The following is a 16,519-nucleotide window of genomic DNA, read 5'->3' as shown; positions in this document are numbered from 1 at the left end:
AGTTACTCCCTTGGGTCTTCTGCTTCTCTGAGCCCTTCATGCAATGACGCAATTAGCGGGCAAGTGATATTGCCTTGTTGTGCATGGCATCTGTCGACCATTTCGCTCAGCACCTTCTCAATTCTTTCAAGCCTGTCGATCTTCTCGCGAACGTCCCCTAACTTGTGCTCTGCGAGAGCACTGGCTTCTTGACAGTGGGCGCCATCTTCCAGCCGAAGTAGGTCACTGATCTCATCCAGACTAAAGCCCAGCTGCTGCGCCGTTTTCACGAACGTCAACCTGTCGATATCGGCGGCACTATAGCGTCGAATACCTCCGGGAGGGCGTTCGGGCTCCGATAATAGCCCTCGTCGCTGGTAATAGCGGATTGTCTCGACATTGACGCCGGCCGCCTTGGCCAGGCCGCCAATGGTCATGGTGTCCGCCACTTTATCTGCATGTCTCTTCATGATGCTTGACTCCGTACCAAGCTACGGAAGTAACCTTATCGTAGCTCCCCCCATCCCGAAAGGAGAATCGTCAATGCGGACATCTAAAACGGGGCGAGGGCCCCTGGCCGCCGGAGGAGTCGCGGCCCTCCTGGCCTCGGCGTGTTGCCTCGGCCCGCTGGTGCTGATCACGCTGGGCGTTTCCGGCGCCTGGATCAGCAATCTGGCGGCGTTGGAGCCCTATCGCCCGCTCTTTATCGGCGTCGCGCTGGTGGCGATGTTCTTCGCCTGGCGTCGCGTCTTTCGGCCAGTGGAAAAGTGCCAGCCGGGAGAGGTGTGTGCCGTGCCACGGGTCAGGACGGGCTACAAGGCGATCTTCTGGCTCGTATCGCTGCTGGTGCTAATCGCCCTGGTATTCCCCTACATCTTGCCCCTGTTCTATTAAAAGGAGATCTACCATGAAAGCTCGTTTCGCCTTCATCGCGCTACTCGCCCTGCTCAGCACGCCCGCCTTAGCGGCCCTGCAGACCGTGACGCTGTCGGTGCCGGGCATGACCTGTGCCGCCTGCCCGATCACCGTCAAGGCCGCCCTCAACAAGGTGGACGGCGTCTCGCAAGTCGACGTGAGCTACGCGGATCTGGAGGCCGTGGTCACCTTTGACGACGCCCGAACGTCGGTGGAGGCATTGACCGAGGCCACCATCAACGCTGGGTATCCATCAACCCCGACATCCTCGCAAGCGGATCGAGAGTGATCATGAAGAATCCCAAGCCCCTGCTGCGCGTGAGCGTGATCGGCACCGTCCTGGTGGCATTGTGCTGCTTTACGCCGATCCTGGTGATCCTGCTTGGCACGGTGGGCCTGGCGGGGCTGACGGGCTATCTCGACGTTGTGTTATTGCCGGCCCTGGCCTTCTTCATCGGCCTGACCATTTATGCGATTTGGCGTAAGAAGCAGTTCGACGCCTGTTGTGACAACGGCTCTATCAAATCAAGGAATACGCCCCCTGAGTGACATCAAGCAGCTGCACATCGCGGTCATCGGGTGAGTTGTTTACGAGCTTGCCCGCCACGGTGAAGGAATAAGCGTGAAAGATTCGCAGAAATTTTTAAGCGTCGTGCTTGGCACCGGGTTGATGGTGCTGTGTTGCGCCGCGCCAATCGCCCTGGTGCTATTCGGTACGGCGGGCCTGGCCGCGTTGGCAGGCTATCTCGATTACCTGCTGTTTGCCGCCCTGGCCATCGGCTTACCTCTCTACGCGCGATACCACAAGCGGAAGCAGGATGCCGGCTTTACTAATGAAGACTCGGAGAAACGTGATGATTGAACTCAACGTGAGTGGCATGACCTGTGACCGCTGTGCGGATCATGTCAGGGAAGCCCTGGAGAAGCTGCCCGGCGTGCAGTCGGTGGAGGTATCCTATCCTCAGGGGACGGCATCGGTAGCCGTTGATCCGGAGACACCGGCCTCGGCGTTGACGTTTGCCGTGACCCGACTTGGCTACCAAGCTCGACTGGCCAACAGTGGGCCCACTTCCCCGGCAGGCGCATCGGTGTCCAAGGGCCGTGATGAAGACGCCCCGCACATCGCGGTGATCGGCAGCGGCGGCGCCGCCATGGCGGCGGCCCTGAAAGCCGCCGAGCGCGGCGCCCGGATCACCCTGATCGAACGCGGCACCGTCGGCGGTACCTGTGTCAATACAGGCTGTGTGCCTTCGAAGATCATGATTCGCGCGGCCCATATTGCCCACTTGCGTACGGAAAGTCCCTTCGATGCAGGCCTGAGCGCCCAGGCGCCGGTGGTGGATCGGGCCAAGCTGCTCGAGCAGCAGCAGCGACGTGTCGAGGAACTGCGTGACGCCAAGTACGAGGGGATTCTGCGCGACCACCCGGCCATCACGGTCCTGCACGGCGAGGCCCGGTTTATCGATGCCCATAGCCTGATGGTCAAGCTGAACGAGGGCGGCGAGCAGGTCGTCCACTTCGACCGCGCCTTAATCGGTACTGGCGCCCGACCGGCAGTACCGCCGATCCCGGGTCTTGCCGACACCCCCTACCTGACCTCTACCAGTGCGCTGGCCCTGGACACCCTTCCCGAGCGGCTGATTGTGATCGGCGCCTCGGTGGTGGCCCTGGAACTGGCCCAGGCCTTCGCCCGGCTGGGCAGCCGGGTCACGGTGCTGGCCCGCAGCCGCCTGCTCTCCCAGGAAGACCCGGCGGTAGGGGATGCGGTGGAGGCGGCGTTTCGCCGCGAGAGCATCGAGGTCCTCAAGCAGACCCAGGCGAGCCGCGTGGACTACACCGACAATGAATTCATTGTCGACACCAACGCCGGCACCTTGCGGGCGGATCAACTGCTGGTGGCCACCGGACGGACACCCAATACCGAGGCCCTGAACCTGGCGAGCCTCGGCGTGGAAACCGCACGTGGGGCGATTCTGGTCGATGAGCATCTGCACACCACGGTGCCGGGGCTCTATGCCGCCGGTGACTGCACCGATCAGCCGGAGTTCGTCTATGTCGCCGCCGCCGGGGGCAGCCGGGCTGCCGTCAACATGACCGGGGGCGAAGCCACCCTGGACCTGAGCGCCATGCCGGCGGTGATCTTCACCGACCCCCAGGTGGCCACCGTCGGCCTGACGGAAGCCGAGGCCATCGAGCAAGGCTTCAGCGTCGATACCCGCGAGCTGGACCTGGAAAACGTGCCGCGTGCGCTGGTGAATTTCGACACCGGTGGTTTCATCAAGCTGGTGGCCGAACGCGACTCGGGCCGGTTGCTGGGGGTGCAGGCGGTGGCGGGGGAAGCCGGTGAGCTGATCCAGACGGCGGTGATGGCGCTACGCGCACGCATGACCGTACACGACATCGCCAATGAGCTATTTCCCTACCTGACCATGGTGGAAGGGCTCAAGCTCTGTGCCCAGACTTTCACCAAGGATGTGACGCAGTTGTCCTGCTGTGCCGGGTGAACGATATGAGCGCGACCGTGGTGCCACTGGGCGGCGGCACCACGGGTTTTGGGCATGGACACCACAGGGAGCTCTGTCACGATGAACACGACACTACCCGATTGCGGGATGATGGGGGCGATGGGCTGGATAATGCCAGTGATCGGAATTGCCCTACTATTGCTGCTGGTCCTGGGCATCGCCTGTTTGGTGAAGTATCTGCTCTCTAGCAAGTGAGCGTACTGAGCGAGCCATCAACCAGCTAATCCGTTGTGGGTTGAGTTTGTCGGCCACCTTTCTCTCTCGCATACCAACCAGATAATCCGGATACCCCCCGAATCAAGCCCAGCCGCCTCACTCATCCGTGCGATTGCTTTGCCGATTTCTTCGCTCATAAACCCGGTCAGCCCATGGGCCGATGACGTATCGCATGAGCAGAATGATCGAAATCGCAACCAGCGCCGTCCACACAATCGCCCACGAAAGATCGCTCATCGCTGTTCCTCTCTAAACGCCACAAAACGAGTCTAGCCCAGTCAAACCGCCTCATAAGAACGATCCCAGCACAAACAGAAAAACCCACCAGGCCAAAGGCAAGGTGGGTTTGGTTTATGGCGGAACAAACCGCCATGGTTCATCGTTCGGCTCCTGGAGCCGGTCTCAAGAAACAAGCCGCCGAGCCACTGCGTGGCGCGAAGACTGCCCTACTTCTGGTCATCTCAACCTCCTAAATTGATTGGTTAATCCGGCGGCCAAGCCGGATACACTGTATGTGCAGACAGTTCCACCTGTCTGCGCACGCCTACATGCCAACGGGATGCCAATCCCGGAGACACACCTTCACGTCACCGCCCGCTTTCGGCCTGTCAGTGCCACCTGACAGTGCCGGGCCAATCCGTTGCGGATTGCCCGGCTCTCTCGATCCTTTCGAGATCGAGGTTTTGCCTACTGGCGGATCGCTCTCCAGGCGTCGAGGTCTTATCGGGATCGTCACTCCCGTGCCGAACGGTGCCACCCGTCCGACCCTCTCGGCCCTTTCCCTCGTTAGTCGTCGGCATCACTCTGTCAGCGCCTAGTTGCTCGTCATCACACGGTTACCATCGCCGCACATCCTTGCGGTTTTCGGCGGCCCAATGCTCCACAACGGCTCGCTTACGCCCGTGTGACTTTGCAAACATCGCAGGTCGCTACCCTAGTCGGCTCTGACAGCTCCACACAGCACCCGAACGGTGCCGTTACACGCTTACGCTCCCGCCTGCCCCATCGGCTTTGCCCTCATGGCTCACCGGCAGGTACACCGGAATCCCCGCAGCACTTGATGCGTGATTCCGGCGCTGTCCTCACAGACAGCGTGGACGGCCCACGTGTGTGGCACTGGTTGCGCGGTTTCCCGCACCCCCAGGTCAGGACTGGTTACCTGATTTTGCCGGGACAGGATCACGGGGCATTTCCTCCCCGTGTCCGTTTCCGAGTCACCCAGCATCCCAACTCGATCCGAGACGGACCGTGGGATGGGATAGAACCGGCGGATTACTCCGCTCCACGTGGGAGCGGGATTACTCGCCGGAGCCTCCCTTGCACCCGCCGAACGGAATTACCCGTAACGGGCGCGAAGTGACGCTGGCCGAGGTTGGCAGTCCTCGGCCTGGGGATTGGCGATCCCCTGGGGCTATTCAGCCCATGGTGTGTTGTTTGGCATGGCGTGAGGTTGGCGGCCTCCCGATATCGCCCCGAGGGGCGACATGGGTGAGACCGCCAATCACGCAGCCGTGCCCACCAAATCGTCATGCGATCCGCCCCGAGTACCGAGCCGGATCGCCTGGCCATGGGATGGCCTTCACGACAGTATTGCGGGAAAGAAAAAACCCACCACAAGGCTGGCTTCGGAACCGCTCATAGGAACATTATTTACAGGATGATGATCGAAGATCATCACGTTTTTGCATCAATCACTTACGTGATTCCTGCGCTATACTTTGCCCATGAGCATGAAAGCCCTTTATCCATCTCAGGTCGAAGCGCAGCGCGCCATCTCCAAGGCCGTTCACACCAACCCGCTCTACGTATCGGGCGAGGTCCCTATCGAGAAGTGGGGGCACCTCGTCGAGAAGTTCTCCGCTCGGTACGAAATCGATATCTCAGCCGCAGCTCGGCAACATCGAAAGCGGAAAGGCCGGTGCTCGTCACGCCTAATCGGCGCTCAGCTACCACCAGACGCGGCCGGACAGACAAAGATTCGATGGGTTCTTTTGGTAACCAGAACCGGCAAGGGCGCCGTCAAGGAGCAAGAGACACTCCAGGACGCGCACAAAGACCGGATCATCTGGGGGGACTACGTGTTGATGCACCTGACTCGCCCTCGCAAGCATGGAGGGGGCAGCCGCTGGACCTGGTGCCTTGCGCCCCAGATCGAGAAACAGGAAGCGAACTACGTGACCTCGCTCGCTCAGGCGGCCGGGAGTAGCCGGGACCCGTCACGGATGAGGGCATACCTCGAGCAGTCACTCCTGCGCCGGCCAATGCATTCCGGCGTGCGGACACAAGTTGCGAAGATGCTTCGCCGCGCCAGGCGCGTGTGGTCGAAACACAGCAATGGCCAACCGTGGCCCGCCACACCCCCCGAAAACCTCCCGTGGCTGGGCACCTTCAAGGTTCGCGCAGAGCAGTCATGAAGGCCTTGGCGCCAAGGCTGTAACAGCCACAATCACTGTCACTGTCACTGTGACAGTCACCATCAAGGTGACAGTGACTGTCACATGGCATGTTGCGACTCAACAGTCACAGCGCCTCGCCCAGCGACGCGAGACTACCTTTGGCTGTTCCGTTCAAACCGTTCGCGATTCCTGTACCGAGACGCATCAGCGCGAAGTACGCCAGAATGACCGCAGACCCGGTCACGATGATTGCCAACGAAAGATTGCTCATTGTTTCTCCCTCGGCCAGATCGGCTCGTTCAGGCCAGCCTGCCAGCACTAAACGTCAGGTTCGCGGGCTTAGAGAACAGGCCGCTTGAACGTCACCACGACAACTCGTAGCCTAGCTCAATCATCCGCCCCCGGGCCTCCGTCTGGCTTCACGTAATCCGTGCCAGGCCACGAGCCCCGGGGGCTTTTGCGTGCGGGTTCCGTTCGCGATCGCGCAGATGAAGCGAGCCCGGCGACTCAACCTGTCTTGCTTGCTCCGACTTCCAGTTCCGTGTGTGGGTTTTTTCCTTCCTGCCCCCCCCTGACAGACCAACAAAACCCGAGCCGTCAGGCGCACTCGTAGTCGTTCCAAGCTGACTCCAATCGGTGTCAGGCCGCATGCCCGACCGGGTTTAGAAAGGCAACCGCCCGTTCACGATTACCGGCGAGACAAGACCGCCCCCTCCCGACGTCGACCGACTACCCGCATGTGGTGGGTTTTTTCTTTCCTGCAATACCCCAACGAACACACAGCAATGTCGTGTGAACAGGAGCATCTCGACGACCGAGATGCGTTTGAACCCCGTGAAATGAGGAAAGAATCATGACCTATGACATTGTGAACGTTGGAAGCAACCCGGCCGAGTGGCTGTTCTGGCATCAATCGGTGTTTTCCGACTGGGATCTCCTGGATGCCCTGGAAAACGACGCCGATTTCCGAGATGCGTTGGGAATTGACCTTCCCATCCAACCGGACGCAAAAAGCGTAGTGATTGGTAACACTGACTGCGTATCGCGCGTTGGCGACAGGCTCGATTCCTACCGGAATCAGGTGGAAGAGTTTGCCGCGCCGGTAACGGTTCAGGCCAATCAAAGTGGCCTAGAGTGGCTTGGTGCACGACTTGAGGCGCTCAACATCACCGGAGAGACGGTGGCGATCTTCGGCTCAGGGAGTGATGCGGACCATCAGGCGGCGATTCGAGGCAAAGTCCCGATCAGAGACTGGGTTCGAATGCAGCATTGCATGATGATCACCCCCGAGGCTGAGGAGTACCACTACTGGTCCTGGAAGCCTGATGACTGGCAACCGAGGGCACTCGTCCGGGTTGAGCCCGACGAGCGCTTCCAGTTGAGATTGCTGAAAGCCGAGAAGGCGCTTTACAAGCGCCGCATGGAACACACGAGCAAGGCTGCGATTCCAGCCGAGAGCGTGTGATCGATGGTCGCCCTTGCGTGACTGAACCAGCCCCGTGAAGTCTTTGGCTTCGCGGGGTTTTTTTGCGGCTGGAAATTTTCATCTAGCCACGCCGATCTTGTAACGCGCCTCAGCGCCTTTCTTCTCCAGCCACGTCAGGAAGAAGTAGGCCAAGATCACAGCTGCACCGGTCAGCGCCAGCTGCCCACGAGAGATCGCTCATGGCTATTCATCAAGAATTTTTGCTCCACAAAGAATCGCACCGCTCGAGCTCCCCTCATCCTCGATGTTTGCAAATCAGCCCAACTAAACACTGCAGAAACCCCAGAAACCCCGGTTTCTGGGGTTTCTGCAGTTGCCAAATCAGATGGATACACAGAAATTTAGCCCGCGGCGCGATTTGGCCAAAGCGGCTATTCACCTGTCCTGTCGTCCGGCCCTATTTCCGGATTGATCTGGTAGCGAATTGTTGGTCGGCCAGGGCCACCTTCGATTGTCTGCTCGCCGCGGATGTAACCATGCTCCTCAAGAGTCTCAAGCGCGTCGACTACCGCCTGGGGGGTCGACAAGCCTGACCATCCACGTCGACGCACCTCGCTTGCAGTAAAGCCGCTCTTAAGGGCGCCCTTGCGAAGGTGGCCCGCGACAGTCTTCGCATTCTCAACTGTCTGGTTGCTCCCCTCCGCATAGATACGTTCCGCATGAGTACGGAGATAGTTGGCCCAAGCGATGGCGCGCTCCAGGTCGGCCGAGGAGACAGCGTCGCTTCGACCATCCACCAGTGCGCAAATGAGAGATAAAGCAGGGACAAGCTTTCGATATTTGGACAGGTGCGACTCAATCGCGGGGTGCAATTGGTCGGAACGGAGCAGCATCTCCATCTCAGTATGCCACTCGACGAAAATCTCCAGCGCCTCCTCATCGAATCTAAGACATTTAACCTGCCCGCTCTCATCTGGATCGGGATTCATTGCCTCAAGACGATCAAATACCTCTCCGGCTCTCGCCTTGGCTGCGCTATCCGGAAAGCGGTCCACATTTCGCCACCCCTTGGAAACATCAGGGAAGACCATCATGCTAAATCGCTGAATCAGACCGTCATCTCCAGCCGCCCCCACAACAGCATCCCTTACATATCCTTGTAACTTGGCAGGCTGAATGCCGCCCAGAAGTGAAAGACAGACGGCAGGTATATGTAGATTCTTTCCACGGCCGATACGGTCGAAGGTATACCCCTGGTCTCCATCGAAAGCTTGCAGGTAGAACCCACGGGCGCCCTCCTGACCATCCTTGTCGAGACTCTTGAGTAGCCCCACCAACTCGTCACGAAAGGCCAGAGTTCCATGGGGGTTGTCGATAAGAATCTCACCCAGCGCCTCAACGGTCGTGTCATTAACAAGGGGACGACGGAGAGGCGGCGCTTGCAGGTTGTCCGCTTGCCGCGCATCTTCGAGATAGTCGCGAGCTTTCTGATGATCCTCTTTATCTGTCGCTTTCTTCGCATCGGTCTTGGCTTTATTTCGCACCAAGGCCGCCACCTCAACATCGATCTCATGCTTCCGTTTGGCGTCCTCATGCTCTTCACCAGCCTTAGTCGCTAGGCGCTGGACGAAGACAAGTCCGGCTTTGATTCCAGGTGATTTCATTACACCGGGACGGCCAACTATTGCTCCCCAAAGATTGGGGGTCACCCGCCAATCATCACGGCGCTTTGGTTGTATCGTCCGCTTTCTGCCGATCACACTGGAAGCTGCCACCATGATCGCAACCGCGATGAAGTCCGGCGGACACTGAATACGCTCCGCTGCGTCGGCCACCCATGGCCGGAAAGCATCGGGCAGAAGTGCGAAATCAAACGACTGAACGGGTGGGTGATTAGACTTTAGTGTTTTGATTCGCGGCCAAGAGTCGAGCGGGTTCCAAGCGACAGCCTCAGCTCTCTCTTTGATACTCATCCCCGAAACCCTCCTGCTCGGATCGTTCTCTGAATGCGATCATGTGCCTCTACTAACGCCTTGATATCGTCGTCATCGAGTTGTTCCTCACGACGAAGCTGGGCCGCAGCGAGCTCTATAACAATCACATCGACCGCCATCGCTCGAAGCGCGTGCCATGCAGAAAACCGAGGACCTCGTTGAGGTCTCTGCCAACGGCTACTCCGCGAAAACCGTATGTGCTCCGGGATCAAATCGATAGGGTCAACACCTAGCGCGTCACGAATCTCCATGAAGGAGCAGCCCGCACGGCAGTGCATCAAGACACTTCCATCTTCTCTCTCGCTGACAAGCAATGAAGGACGGCGGTCCGCATGCGCGGGGCACAGGCAGGTCATGGCCCGAGACAGACCTGGGGCAGGCTTCTCCTCCTTGGCTCCGTCAACACAAGATGCGACCAAGTCAAACGGGTACATCGCACTGCTCATGACTCCCCTCGCTCGCGCTCATCGAGAAACGCTTCCAAGGTGGAGAGCCGCCATCCGGTGGTCTGGGGACCTAGGCGAATTGGCTTGGGCAGCAAGCCGGTGTCGACATAGCGATACAGGCTGCTCCGACTGATTCCGAGATACTGCCAAGCTTCACGTGGGCGAAGAATGACATTCGACTGGATGCGGTCTTGGGCAACGTGGTGGGATTTGCCCAGGCGGGTTAAGGACTGTTTGGGATCTCGAGACATCTGCTCTGCTCCGTAGGTTGCGAATGACTACGGGGCAGACGATAAGAAGCAGGCGGGACTCGATGTTCCAATTGGAAATCTGAATTTCCAATTGGAAATTTCGGCTACCTGTCCCGCTCAACGAGAGCGATGGCCTCTTTCAAAGCGCTCATCATGGTCGATTTGCCGTACCCGTGGGGAAGAGAGCCATCTATATCAGCGACGGCTTTCTGGGCGGCTGAAGTCATCTGGGAAATATTCGGCTGTTCACCGGCTCGCCACTTGGGGTTGCTCGCAGCAACACCGAGACAAAGCGCCCCGAGCACCCGCCGCAGCCTCACCAACTCCGATTCGCCACCTTCTCTGCGATGCTCCGCGTCAGCCTCGAGCGAGGAGATCATCTTTTGGTGTTCCTCAAGCTCTTTCCTTGAGTCGGCCAAATCTTGTCTAAGCCGGTCTCGCTCGGCTTTGAGTGCCTGATGCACCTTGAGCCTGACGGCGTCACTCTCCTCGTGATCTGCCTCAGTGAAAAGGAAGCTTGGACGCTCCTCACGACGAAACTGACGCGCCCATTCTCGCAAGGCAGTCCCGCGGACATGGCGCCTTGAATCCGCAACCCCCGAGCCACGAGTCGGACGCCCATCCTCACGGGTCGCTGCCAGCTCGTCCTCGTCGATCGCGTTATGCATGGCGCTTATTCGCGCCTCAAGGCAAGGATAAGCGGGATGAGTCAAAGTCGCCTTTGCTCGGGCGGTCTGTTCACCAAGAGGCTGCGCGGCCGCCAATACTTCGTCGACCTTCTCTGGCGGGACACCACACCAAAGAGCCGCGGCGTGAGGCACCGCATAGAGACGGAGATCCTCACAGCTATCCTTCATCGGGGAGTTGTTCGCTTGCTCCATGTCGTTCACCACGTGTTTGCAAATCGAAAATCAGGCTTAGGCATACCGCCCTTACATGAAAGTGAGCGCCAGAAGGGTTGGCTAATGCTCTTCTGGCGACCGAAGGCTCTCTAAATAATCAGCCCACCGCTGCATCATGTTGCGACGCTCTGACAAATGCCGGGTCCGGTTGTACGCGCGCCCGTTGGCATCCCTCACGGAGTGAGCCAGTTGGTGCTCGATCAGATCCGGCCTCTCTCCGAGCACCTCGTCCAGCAGAGTTCTAGCGGTTGCACGAAAGCCATGCATCACCACTTCATCGCCACCAAACCCAAGGCTTCGCAGTGCGGCATTCAAGGTGTTGTTGCTGATTGGACGAGTCGGACTCCTGACCCCCGGAAAGACATGCTGGCGATGGCCAGTGATTACCAACAGGGATCGAAGGATGGCTTCGGCTTGTCGCGGCAGCGGCACAATGTGGTCTTCCCGCATCTTCATTTTCTCGGCAGGAATCGTCCAAGTGGCGGTTTCAAGATCAACCTCACTCCACTCAGCGCCACGCAATTCTCCTGGACGAACCATGAGCATGGGCGCCAACTGAAGGGCGGCTCTTACTTGTTTTTGACCGGGGAACCCCTCGATTGCGCGAAGCAATTGACCGAGCCGTTGCGGGTCGGTGATGGCGGGATGGTGCTTGGGCTTTTTCTTTGCGGCCATCGCTGCAGACAAGTGCGCTGCGGGATCGTGCATCACAAGCCCGCTGGCGATCGCGTATCGATAAATGCTTGAGACATGCTGCCGAGCTCGCCGAGCGGTCTCGGAAGTACCTGCCGTCTCAATAACCCGAAGCACATCCAAAAGCTCTGGCGGAGTGATCTCACCGATTGGCCGATCACCCAACCGAGGGTAGATATGAAGCTCCAATCGACCCTGCACCTTGCTCCCATAACTGGCGGCGTAATTCTGAGCTGCCAGCCAGCCCTCTCCAACACACCTTAGGGTCGATTGCGATGACTGTTTTTGCCTGGCCAGGCGCTGTTGCTCACGGCGGTGATCACGAGGATCAACCCCGTCACTTAGCAACTTCCTCGCATCATCTCTGCGCTGTCGCGCGTCACGAAGTGAAACGAGCGGAAATTTGCCCAGAGAGATTTCTCCGGTTTTCGAATGGAAGCTGAAGCGAAACACCCAGTCCGATCCGGAAGATCGCACTCGCAGGAACAGGCCTCCACCGTCGTGCAGCTTCTTGACCTTCCCCGAGAACTTGGCGTTACGCACTTGCGCAACGGTCAGCTTGTTGATGGCACCCATGCCACACCCCTTAGCTTGCAGAGATTTGGGGCAAAAAAGGGGGACAGAATCGACGCCCCAAAATTTGTCCCCTGCAATGTCCCCTTTTCTGATGAGATCAGGTGGGACTGACTGGAACCAACAGGATACAAAAAACCCCGCAGGAATGCGGGGTTCGGGGTCAGCGGAGAACCGCTGGGATGGGTATTTGGTGGCCAGAGAGGGAATCGAACCCCCGACACGGGGATTTTCAATCCCCTGCTCTACCAACTGAGCTATCTGGCCAAGGTCGCTTGTCGCTGCCGGCGGCCTGAGATCAGGCGCCGTCGCCGGGCGACGAGGCTGCGCATTTAACGGCAAAATCGACGCGCGGTCAACCCCGCCGGCGGCGGATCAGCGCAGATCGGGGCGCCGCGAGTCGAGACGTTTTCCGAGCAAAGGCTGACGCGCCGCGGCGGGCATTGTATGCTCCGGGTTCGGGGAGCTTTCCCGACCCAACCCATTCAATCCGCCCGAGACGCGAACCGACATGGCCGCACGCACCGCGCAGATTCGCCGCGAGACCAACGAGACCCGCATCGCCATCGAGATCAACCTCGACGGCGAGGGCCGGGCCCGGCTCGAGACCGGCGTTCCGTTCTTCGAGCACATGCTCGACCAGGTCGCCCGCCACGGGCTGATCGACATCACCCTGACCTGCGACGGCGACACCGAGATCGACGATCACCACACGGTCGAGGACTGCGGCATCGTGCTGGGCCAGGCGGTGGCCAAGGCCGTCGGTGACAAGCGCGGCATCATCCGCTACGGGCACGCCTACGTGCCGCTCGACGAGGCGCTCTCGCGGGTGGTGATTGACCTGTCCGGTCGCCCGGGGCTGGAGTTCCACTGCGACTTCACCCGCTCGCTGATCGGCCGCTTCGAGACCGAGCTGGTCGAGGAGTTCTTCCGCGGCTTCGTCAATCACGCCGGGGCCACGCTGCACGTCGACAACATCCGCGGGCGCAACGCGCACCACCAGGCCGAGACCATGTTCAAGGCCTTCGGTCGGGCATTGCGCATGGCATTGAGCGCCGACGAGCGCCAGGCCGACGTCGTTCCCTCGACCAAGGGCTCGCTGTAATGCAGATTGCGGTGGTCGACTACGGGATGGGCAACCTGCGCTCGGTGGTCAAGGCCATCGAGCACGTCGCCCCGGACGACGCCCACGTGGTGCTGACCGACGCCCCCGAGGTGATCCTGGAGTCCGAGAAGGTGGTCTTCCCCGGCCAGGGCGCGGCAGCCCAGTGCATGGCCAAACTCGAGGAGCGGCACCTGCCCGAGGCCCTGCGCGAGGCCGCGCGAACCCGGCCGTTCCTCGGCATCTGCATGGGAATGCAGGTGCTGCTGGATCGCTCCGAGGAAAACGACGGCGTCGACTTGCTGGGCTGGTTCCCGGGCCAGGTCAAGCGCTTCGAGCCGGGCGACGAGCACCTCAAGGTGCCCCAGATGGGCTGGAACCAGCTGCATCAGGCGCAGGAGCACCCGTTGTTCGACGGAATCCGCCAGGACGCGCGCTTCTACTTCGTGCACAGCTATTACTGCGAGCCGGCGAACCCGGCGCACTCGGTGGCCACCGCGACCTACGGGCAGACCTACTGCGCCGCGCTGGCCGACGACTACGTCTTCGCCATCCAGGCGCACCCGGAGAAGAGCGCCGACGACGGCCTCAGGCTCCTGGCCAATTTCACCCGCTGGTCCGGACCGTGGTCCTGACCGCTTCAAAACACGACAGACGCGTATCGAGGACGCCCGAATCATGCTCCTGATCCCCGCCATCGATCTGAAGGAAGGCAAATGCGTGCGCCTGCGCCAGGGCCGCATGGAGGACGACACCGTCTTTTCCGACGACCCGGTCGCCGTGGCCGGTCGCTGGGTGGAGGCCGGCGCCCGCCGCCTGCACCTGGTCGACCTGGACGGCGCCTTCGCCGGCAGCCCCAAGAACCGCGAGGTCATCAAGGCCATCTGCGAGGCCTACCCGGACCTGCCGATCCAGGTCGGCGGCGGCATCCGCGACGAGGCCACCATCGAGCAATACCTCGAGCTGGGCGTCGAGTTCGTGATCATCGGCACCAAGGCCGTCTCAGAACCGCACTTCGTCGAGGACGTCTGCCTCGCGTTCCCGGGCCACATCATCGTCGGCCTGGACGCGCGTGACGACAAGGTGGCCATCGACGGCTGGTCGAAGCTCTCGCACCACGACGTCTACGACATGGCCCAGCGCTTCGAGCAGGACGGCGTGGCCGCGATCGTGTTCACCGACATCTCGCGCGACGGCATGATGCAGGGCGCGAACATCGAGGCCACGCGCAAGCTGGCGAAATCGGTGCGCGTCCCGGTGATCGCCTCGGGCGGCGTGACCGACATGAACGACATCGACCGCCTGATCGAGGCGGCCGACGACGGCGTCTCCGGGGCGATCATCGGCCGGGCGCTCTACGAAGGCACCATCGACCTCCGGGAGGCGCAGAAGCGCATCGACGACCGCGCGGGCATCCCGCCGTTCTCCGAGTAGGCCATGGGGCTCGCCAAGCGCATCATTCCCTGCCTGGACGTGGCCGAAGGCCGCGTGGTCAAGGGCGTGCAGTTCGAGGGCCTGCGTGACGCCGGCGACCCGGTCGAGGCGGCGCGCCGCTACAACCAGGCCGGCGCCGACGAACTGACCTTCCTCGACATCTCTGCCTCCCACGAGGGGCGCGAGACCATGCTGCACGTGGTCGAGGCGGTCGCCGCCGAGGTGTTTATCCCGCTGACCGTCGGCGGCGGCATCCGCACGCTGGCCGACGTGCGCCGGCTCTTGCACGCCGGCGCCGACAAGGTCTCGATCAACACCGCGGCCGTGCATCATCCCGAGCGCATCAAGGAGATGAGCGACGCGGTCGGCTCGCAATGCATCGTGGTCGCCATCGACGCCCGACGCGTCTCCGGCGAGGACGAGCCGCCGCGCTGGGAGATCTTCACCCACGGCGGGCGCAACCCGACCGGGCTGGACGCGGTCAAATGGGCCGAGCACATGGCCGATCTGGGCGCCGGCGAGTTGCTGGTCACCAGCATGGACCGCGATGGCATGCAGCAGGGCTTCGATCTGGAGCTGACCCGCGCCATCAGTGATGCCGTGCCGATCCCGGTGATCGCCTCCGGTGGCGTGGGCAACCTCGATCACCTGGTCGAGGGCATCATCGACGGCCACGCCGACGCGGTACTCGCGGCCAGCATCTTCCACTTCGGCACCCACAGCATCGGCGAGGCCAAGGCCGTAATGGCCGAGGCCGGCATCGAGGTGCGCGACTGACCCCGATGCGGCGCACCTCGGGGGCGGCCCGCCTGGAACCGTGCAGGCCATCCCCGTCCATCCCTGATATACTCCGGCGCCGCCCGCCCACCGCGACAACGATGGCAGTTCAGTGACCGAATCCCAGGCAAGTTCGCCGACCACACCCCCGGCATTCCGCGAATCGCGCGACTGGATCGAGGCGATCGTCTTCGACGAGAACGGCCTGGTGCCGGCCATCGCGCAGGACGCCGAGACGGGCCGGGTACTGATGTTCGCCTGGATGAACCGCGAGGCGGTCGAAAAGACGGTCGAGCTGGGCGAGGCGGTGTACTTTTCGCGCTCGCGCCAGAAACTCTGGCACAAGGGCGAGCAGAGCGGCCACACCCAGACGGTGCGCGAGATCCGGCTCGACTGCGACGGCGACGTGCTGCTGCTGGCGATCGAACAGCACGGCGGCATTGCCTGCCACACGGGCCGCGAGTCCTGCTTCTTCCGCCGGCTCGAGCACGGCCGCTGGCAGACGACCGACGAGGTCAAGAAATCCCCGGGGGCGATCTATGGCAACGGTTGATCACCATCAGGTGTTGGAACAGCTCGCCGCCCTGCTCGAAGAGCGCAAGGGCGCGGACGCGGGCAGCTCCTACGTCGCCAGCCTGTACAAGAAAGGCCGGGCCAAGATCGCCCAGAAAGTGGGCGAGGAAGGGGTCGAGGTCGCGCTCGCCGCGGTGGGCGACGATCGAGACGAACTGATCAACGAGATGGCCGACCTGTGGTTCCACAGCCTGGTGCTGCTGGCCGATGCCAACCTAACCCCGGCGGACGTGCTCGCGGAGCTCGAACGCCGATTCGGACTGTCGGGCCTTGAAGAAAAGGCACGGCGCGCACAAGATTGACAGGACATAAGTAGG

At 61.1% G+C, this 16,519-nt stretch carries 19 protein-coding genes and 1 tRNA gene; 13 read left to right on the top strand and 7 right to left on the bottom strand.

Annotated features, from left to right (window positions below):
* Positions 1-2: 2 nt before the first annotated feature.
* Positions 3-449, bottom strand: a complete 447-nt coding sequence (gene merR, locus LV475_RS05615; protein ID WP_006911920.1) for a mercury resistance transcriptional regulator MerR — start codon at positions 447-449, stop codon at positions 3-5.
* Positions 450-522: 73 nt separating this feature from the next.
* Here merR and merT point away from each other — a divergent pair, with 73 nt between their 5' ends.
* The 6 genes from merT (at position 523) to LV475_RS11050 (ending at position 3,614) form a co-directional block, all read left to right on the top strand.
* Positions 523-873 (top strand): mercuric ion transporter MerT, encoded by a 351-nt coding sequence (merT, locus tag LV475_RS05610; protein WP_027965778.1) that lies wholly within the window; start codon positions 523-525, stop codon positions 871-873.
* A 13-nt stretch (positions 874-886) separates the two neighbouring features.
* Positions 887-1,183, top strand: coding sequence for a mercury resistance system periplasmic binding protein MerP (gene merP, locus LV475_RS05605; protein WP_022519794.1), 297 nt, complete (start codon positions 887-889; stop codon positions 1,181-1,183).
* A 2-nt stretch (positions 1,184-1,185) separates the two neighbouring features.
* Positions 1,186-1,443, top strand: coding sequence for a mercury resistance system transport protein MerF (merF, locus tag LV475_RS05600; RefSeq protein ID WP_033988342.1), 258 nt, complete (start codon positions 1,186-1,188; stop codon positions 1,441-1,443).
* Positions 1,444-1,516: 73 nt separating this feature from the next.
* Entirely contained in the window at positions 1,517-1,756 is a 240-nt protein-coding gene (gene merF, locus LV475_RS05595) for a mercury resistance system transport protein MerF (RefSeq protein WP_027965777.1), read from the top strand.
* A complete protein-coding gene (gene merA / locus LV475_RS05590) occupies positions 1,749-3,398 on the top strand; it encodes a mercury(II) reductase (RefSeq protein WP_082051506.1) in 1,650 nt (549 codons plus the stop codon). Before merF (LV475_RS05595) ends, merA begins: the two co-directional genes overlap by 8 nt.
* An 81-nt stretch (positions 3,399-3,479) precedes the next feature.
* Entirely contained in the window at positions 3,480-3,614 is a 135-nt protein-coding gene (locus tag LV475_RS11050; RefSeq protein WP_008957399.1) for a hypothetical protein, read from the top strand.
* A 2,541-nt stretch (positions 3,615-6,155) separates the two neighbouring features.
* Here the strand turns inward: LV475_RS11050 and LV475_RS05585 are convergent.
* Positions 6,156-6,302, bottom strand: coding sequence for a hypothetical protein (locus tag LV475_RS05585; protein WP_250105900.1), 147 nt, complete (start codon positions 6,300-6,302; stop codon positions 6,156-6,158).
* Positions 6,303-6,884: 582 nt separating this feature from the next.
* Here LV475_RS05585 and LV475_RS05580 point away from each other — a divergent pair.
* On the top strand, positions 6,885-7,496 hold the full coding sequence (locus tag LV475_RS05580; protein WP_250105899.1) for a hypothetical protein: 612 nt from the start codon (positions 6,885-6,887) through the stop codon (positions 7,494-7,496).
* 392 nt (positions 7,497-7,888) lie between these two features.
* Here the strand turns inward: LV475_RS05580 and LV475_RS05575 are convergent, their stop codons facing one another.
* From LV475_RS05575 to LV475_RS05560, 5 genes are all read right to left on the bottom strand, one after another.
* Positions 7,889-9,430 (bottom strand): YfjI family protein, encoded by a 1,542-nt coding sequence (locus LV475_RS05575; protein WP_250105898.1) that lies wholly within the window; start codon positions 9,428-9,430, stop codon positions 7,889-7,891.
* A 463-nt stretch (positions 9,431-9,893) separates the two neighbouring features.
* The gene (locus LV475_RS11180; RefSeq protein ID WP_430886864.1) at positions 9,894-10,148 is read right to left on the bottom strand and encodes a helix-turn-helix transcriptional regulator; all 255 of its coding nucleotides are present in this window, start codon (positions 10,146-10,148) and stop codon (positions 9,894-9,896) included.
* A 104-nt stretch (positions 10,149-10,252) separates the two neighbouring features.
* Positions 10,253-11,029, bottom strand: coding sequence for a hypothetical protein (locus tag LV475_RS05570; RefSeq protein WP_250105897.1), 777 nt, complete (start codon positions 11,027-11,029; stop codon positions 10,253-10,255).
* An 81-nt stretch (positions 11,030-11,110) separates the two neighbouring features.
* On the bottom strand, positions 11,111-12,319 hold the full coding sequence (locus tag LV475_RS05565) for a tyrosine-type recombinase/integrase (RefSeq protein WP_250105896.1): 1,209 nt from the start codon (positions 12,317-12,319) through the stop codon (positions 11,111-11,113).
* Between the two features lie 188 nt (positions 12,320-12,507).
* A tRNA-Phe gene (locus tag LV475_RS05560) sits at positions 12,508-12,583 on the bottom strand.
* A 244-nt stretch (positions 12,584-12,827) separates the two neighbouring features.
* On the opposite strand from LV475_RS05560, the gene hisB reads away from it, so the two are divergent.
* From hisB to LV475_RS05530, 6 genes are all read left to right on the top strand, one after another.
* The gene (hisB, locus tag LV475_RS05555; RefSeq protein ID WP_136866824.1) at positions 12,828-13,421 is read left to right on the top strand and encodes an imidazoleglycerol-phosphate dehydratase HisB; all 594 of its coding nucleotides are present in this window, start codon (positions 12,828-12,830) and stop codon (positions 13,419-13,421) included.
* Complete coding sequence (gene hisH / locus LV475_RS05550) at positions 13,421-14,053, top strand: imidazole glycerol phosphate synthase subunit HisH (RefSeq protein WP_136866825.1); 633 nt, start codon at positions 13,421-13,423, stop codon at positions 14,051-14,053. Before hisB ends, hisH begins: the two co-directional genes overlap by 1 nt.
* Positions 14,054-14,096: 43 nt before the next feature.
* Positions 14,097-14,852, top strand: a complete 756-nt coding sequence (gene hisA / locus LV475_RS05545; RefSeq protein WP_136866826.1) for a 1-(5-phosphoribosyl)-5-[(5-phosphoribosylamino)methylideneamino]imidazole-4-carboxamide isomerase — start codon at positions 14,097-14,099, stop codon at positions 14,850-14,852.
* 3 nt (positions 14,853-14,855) lie between these two features.
* Complete coding sequence (hisF, locus tag LV475_RS05540; RefSeq protein WP_136866827.1) at positions 14,856-15,629, top strand: imidazole glycerol phosphate synthase subunit HisF; 774 nt, start codon at positions 14,856-14,858, stop codon at positions 15,627-15,629.
* 112 nt (positions 15,630-15,741) lie between these two features.
* Positions 15,742-16,182, top strand: a complete 441-nt coding sequence (hisI, locus tag LV475_RS05535) for a phosphoribosyl-AMP cyclohydrolase (protein ID WP_136866828.1) — start codon at positions 15,742-15,744, stop codon at positions 16,180-16,182.
* Positions 16,169-16,504, top strand: coding sequence for a phosphoribosyl-ATP diphosphatase (locus LV475_RS05530; protein ID WP_250105895.1), 336 nt, complete (start codon positions 16,169-16,171; stop codon positions 16,502-16,504). The genes hisI and LV475_RS05530 overlap by 14 nt, the downstream gene beginning before the upstream one ends.
* Positions 16,505-16,519 lie beyond the last annotated feature (15 nt).

This window comes from Guyparkeria hydrothermalis, assembly GCF_023555375.1.
Classification (GTDB): Bacteria; Pseudomonadota; Gammaproteobacteria; order Halothiobacillales; family Halothiobacillaceae; genus Guyparkeria; species Guyparkeria hydrothermalis.
Note: the sequence above shows the minus strand (reverse complement) of the source record. Positions and strands in the feature narration are given on the sequence as shown.

Coding starts and splice junctions, on each gene's coding strand:
- LV475_RS05575 (WP_250105898.1), bottom strand. CDS start 9,430: ATGAGTATCAAAGAGAGAGCTGAGGCTGTCGCTTGGAACCCGCTCGAC.
- merF (WP_033988342.1), top strand. CDS start 1,186: ATGAAGAATCCCAAGCCCCTGCTGCGCGTGAGCGTGATCGGCACCGTC.
- merA (WP_082051506.1), top strand. CDS start 1,749: ATGATTGAACTCAACGTGAGTGGCATGACCTGTGACCGCTGTGCGGAT.
- hisA (WP_136866826.1), top strand. CDS start 14,097: ATGCTCCTGATCCCCGCCATCGATCTGAAGGAAGGCAAATGCGTGCGC.
- LV475_RS05585 (WP_250105900.1), bottom strand. CDS start 6,302: ATGAGCAATCTTTCGTTGGCAATCATCGTGACCGGGTCTGCGGTCATT.
- hisH (WP_136866825.1), top strand. CDS start 13,421: ATGCAGATTGCGGTGGTCGACTACGGGATGGGCAACCTGCGCTCGGTG.
- LV475_RS05565 (WP_250105896.1), bottom strand. CDS start 12,319: ATGGGTGCCATCAACAAGCTGACCGTTGCGCAAGTGCGTAACGCCAAG.
- hisB (WP_136866824.1), top strand. CDS start 12,828: ATGGCCGCACGCACCGCGCAGATTCGCCGCGAGACCAACGAGACCCGC.
- merR (WP_006911920.1), bottom strand. CDS start 449: ATGAAGAGACATGCAGATAAAGTGGCGGACACCATGACCATTGGCGGC.
- LV475_RS05570 (WP_250105897.1), bottom strand. CDS start 11,029: ATGGAGCAAGCGAACAACTCCCCGATGAAGGATAGCTGTGAGGATCTC.
- LV475_RS05530 (WP_250105895.1), top strand. CDS start 16,169: ATGGCAACGGTTGATCACCATCAGGTGTTGGAACAGCTCGCCGCCCTG.
- merP (WP_022519794.1), top strand. CDS start 887: ATGAAAGCTCGTTTCGCCTTCATCGCGCTACTCGCCCTGCTCAGCACG.
- LV475_RS05580 (WP_250105899.1), top strand. CDS start 6,885: ATGACCTATGACATTGTGAACGTTGGAAGCAACCCGGCCGAGTGGCTG.
- hisF (WP_136866827.1), top strand. CDS start 14,856: ATGGGGCTCGCCAAGCGCATCATTCCCTGCCTGGACGTGGCCGAAGGC.
- LV475_RS11050 (WP_008957399.1), top strand. CDS start 3,480: ATGAACACGACACTACCCGATTGCGGGATGATGGGGGCGATGGGCTGG.
- LV475_RS11180 (WP_430886864.1), bottom strand. CDS start 10,148: ATGTCTCGAGATCCCAAACAGTCCTTAACCCGCCTGGGCAAATCCCAC.
- merT (WP_027965778.1), top strand. CDS start 523: ATGCGGACATCTAAAACGGGGCGAGGGCCCCTGGCCGCCGGAGGAGTC.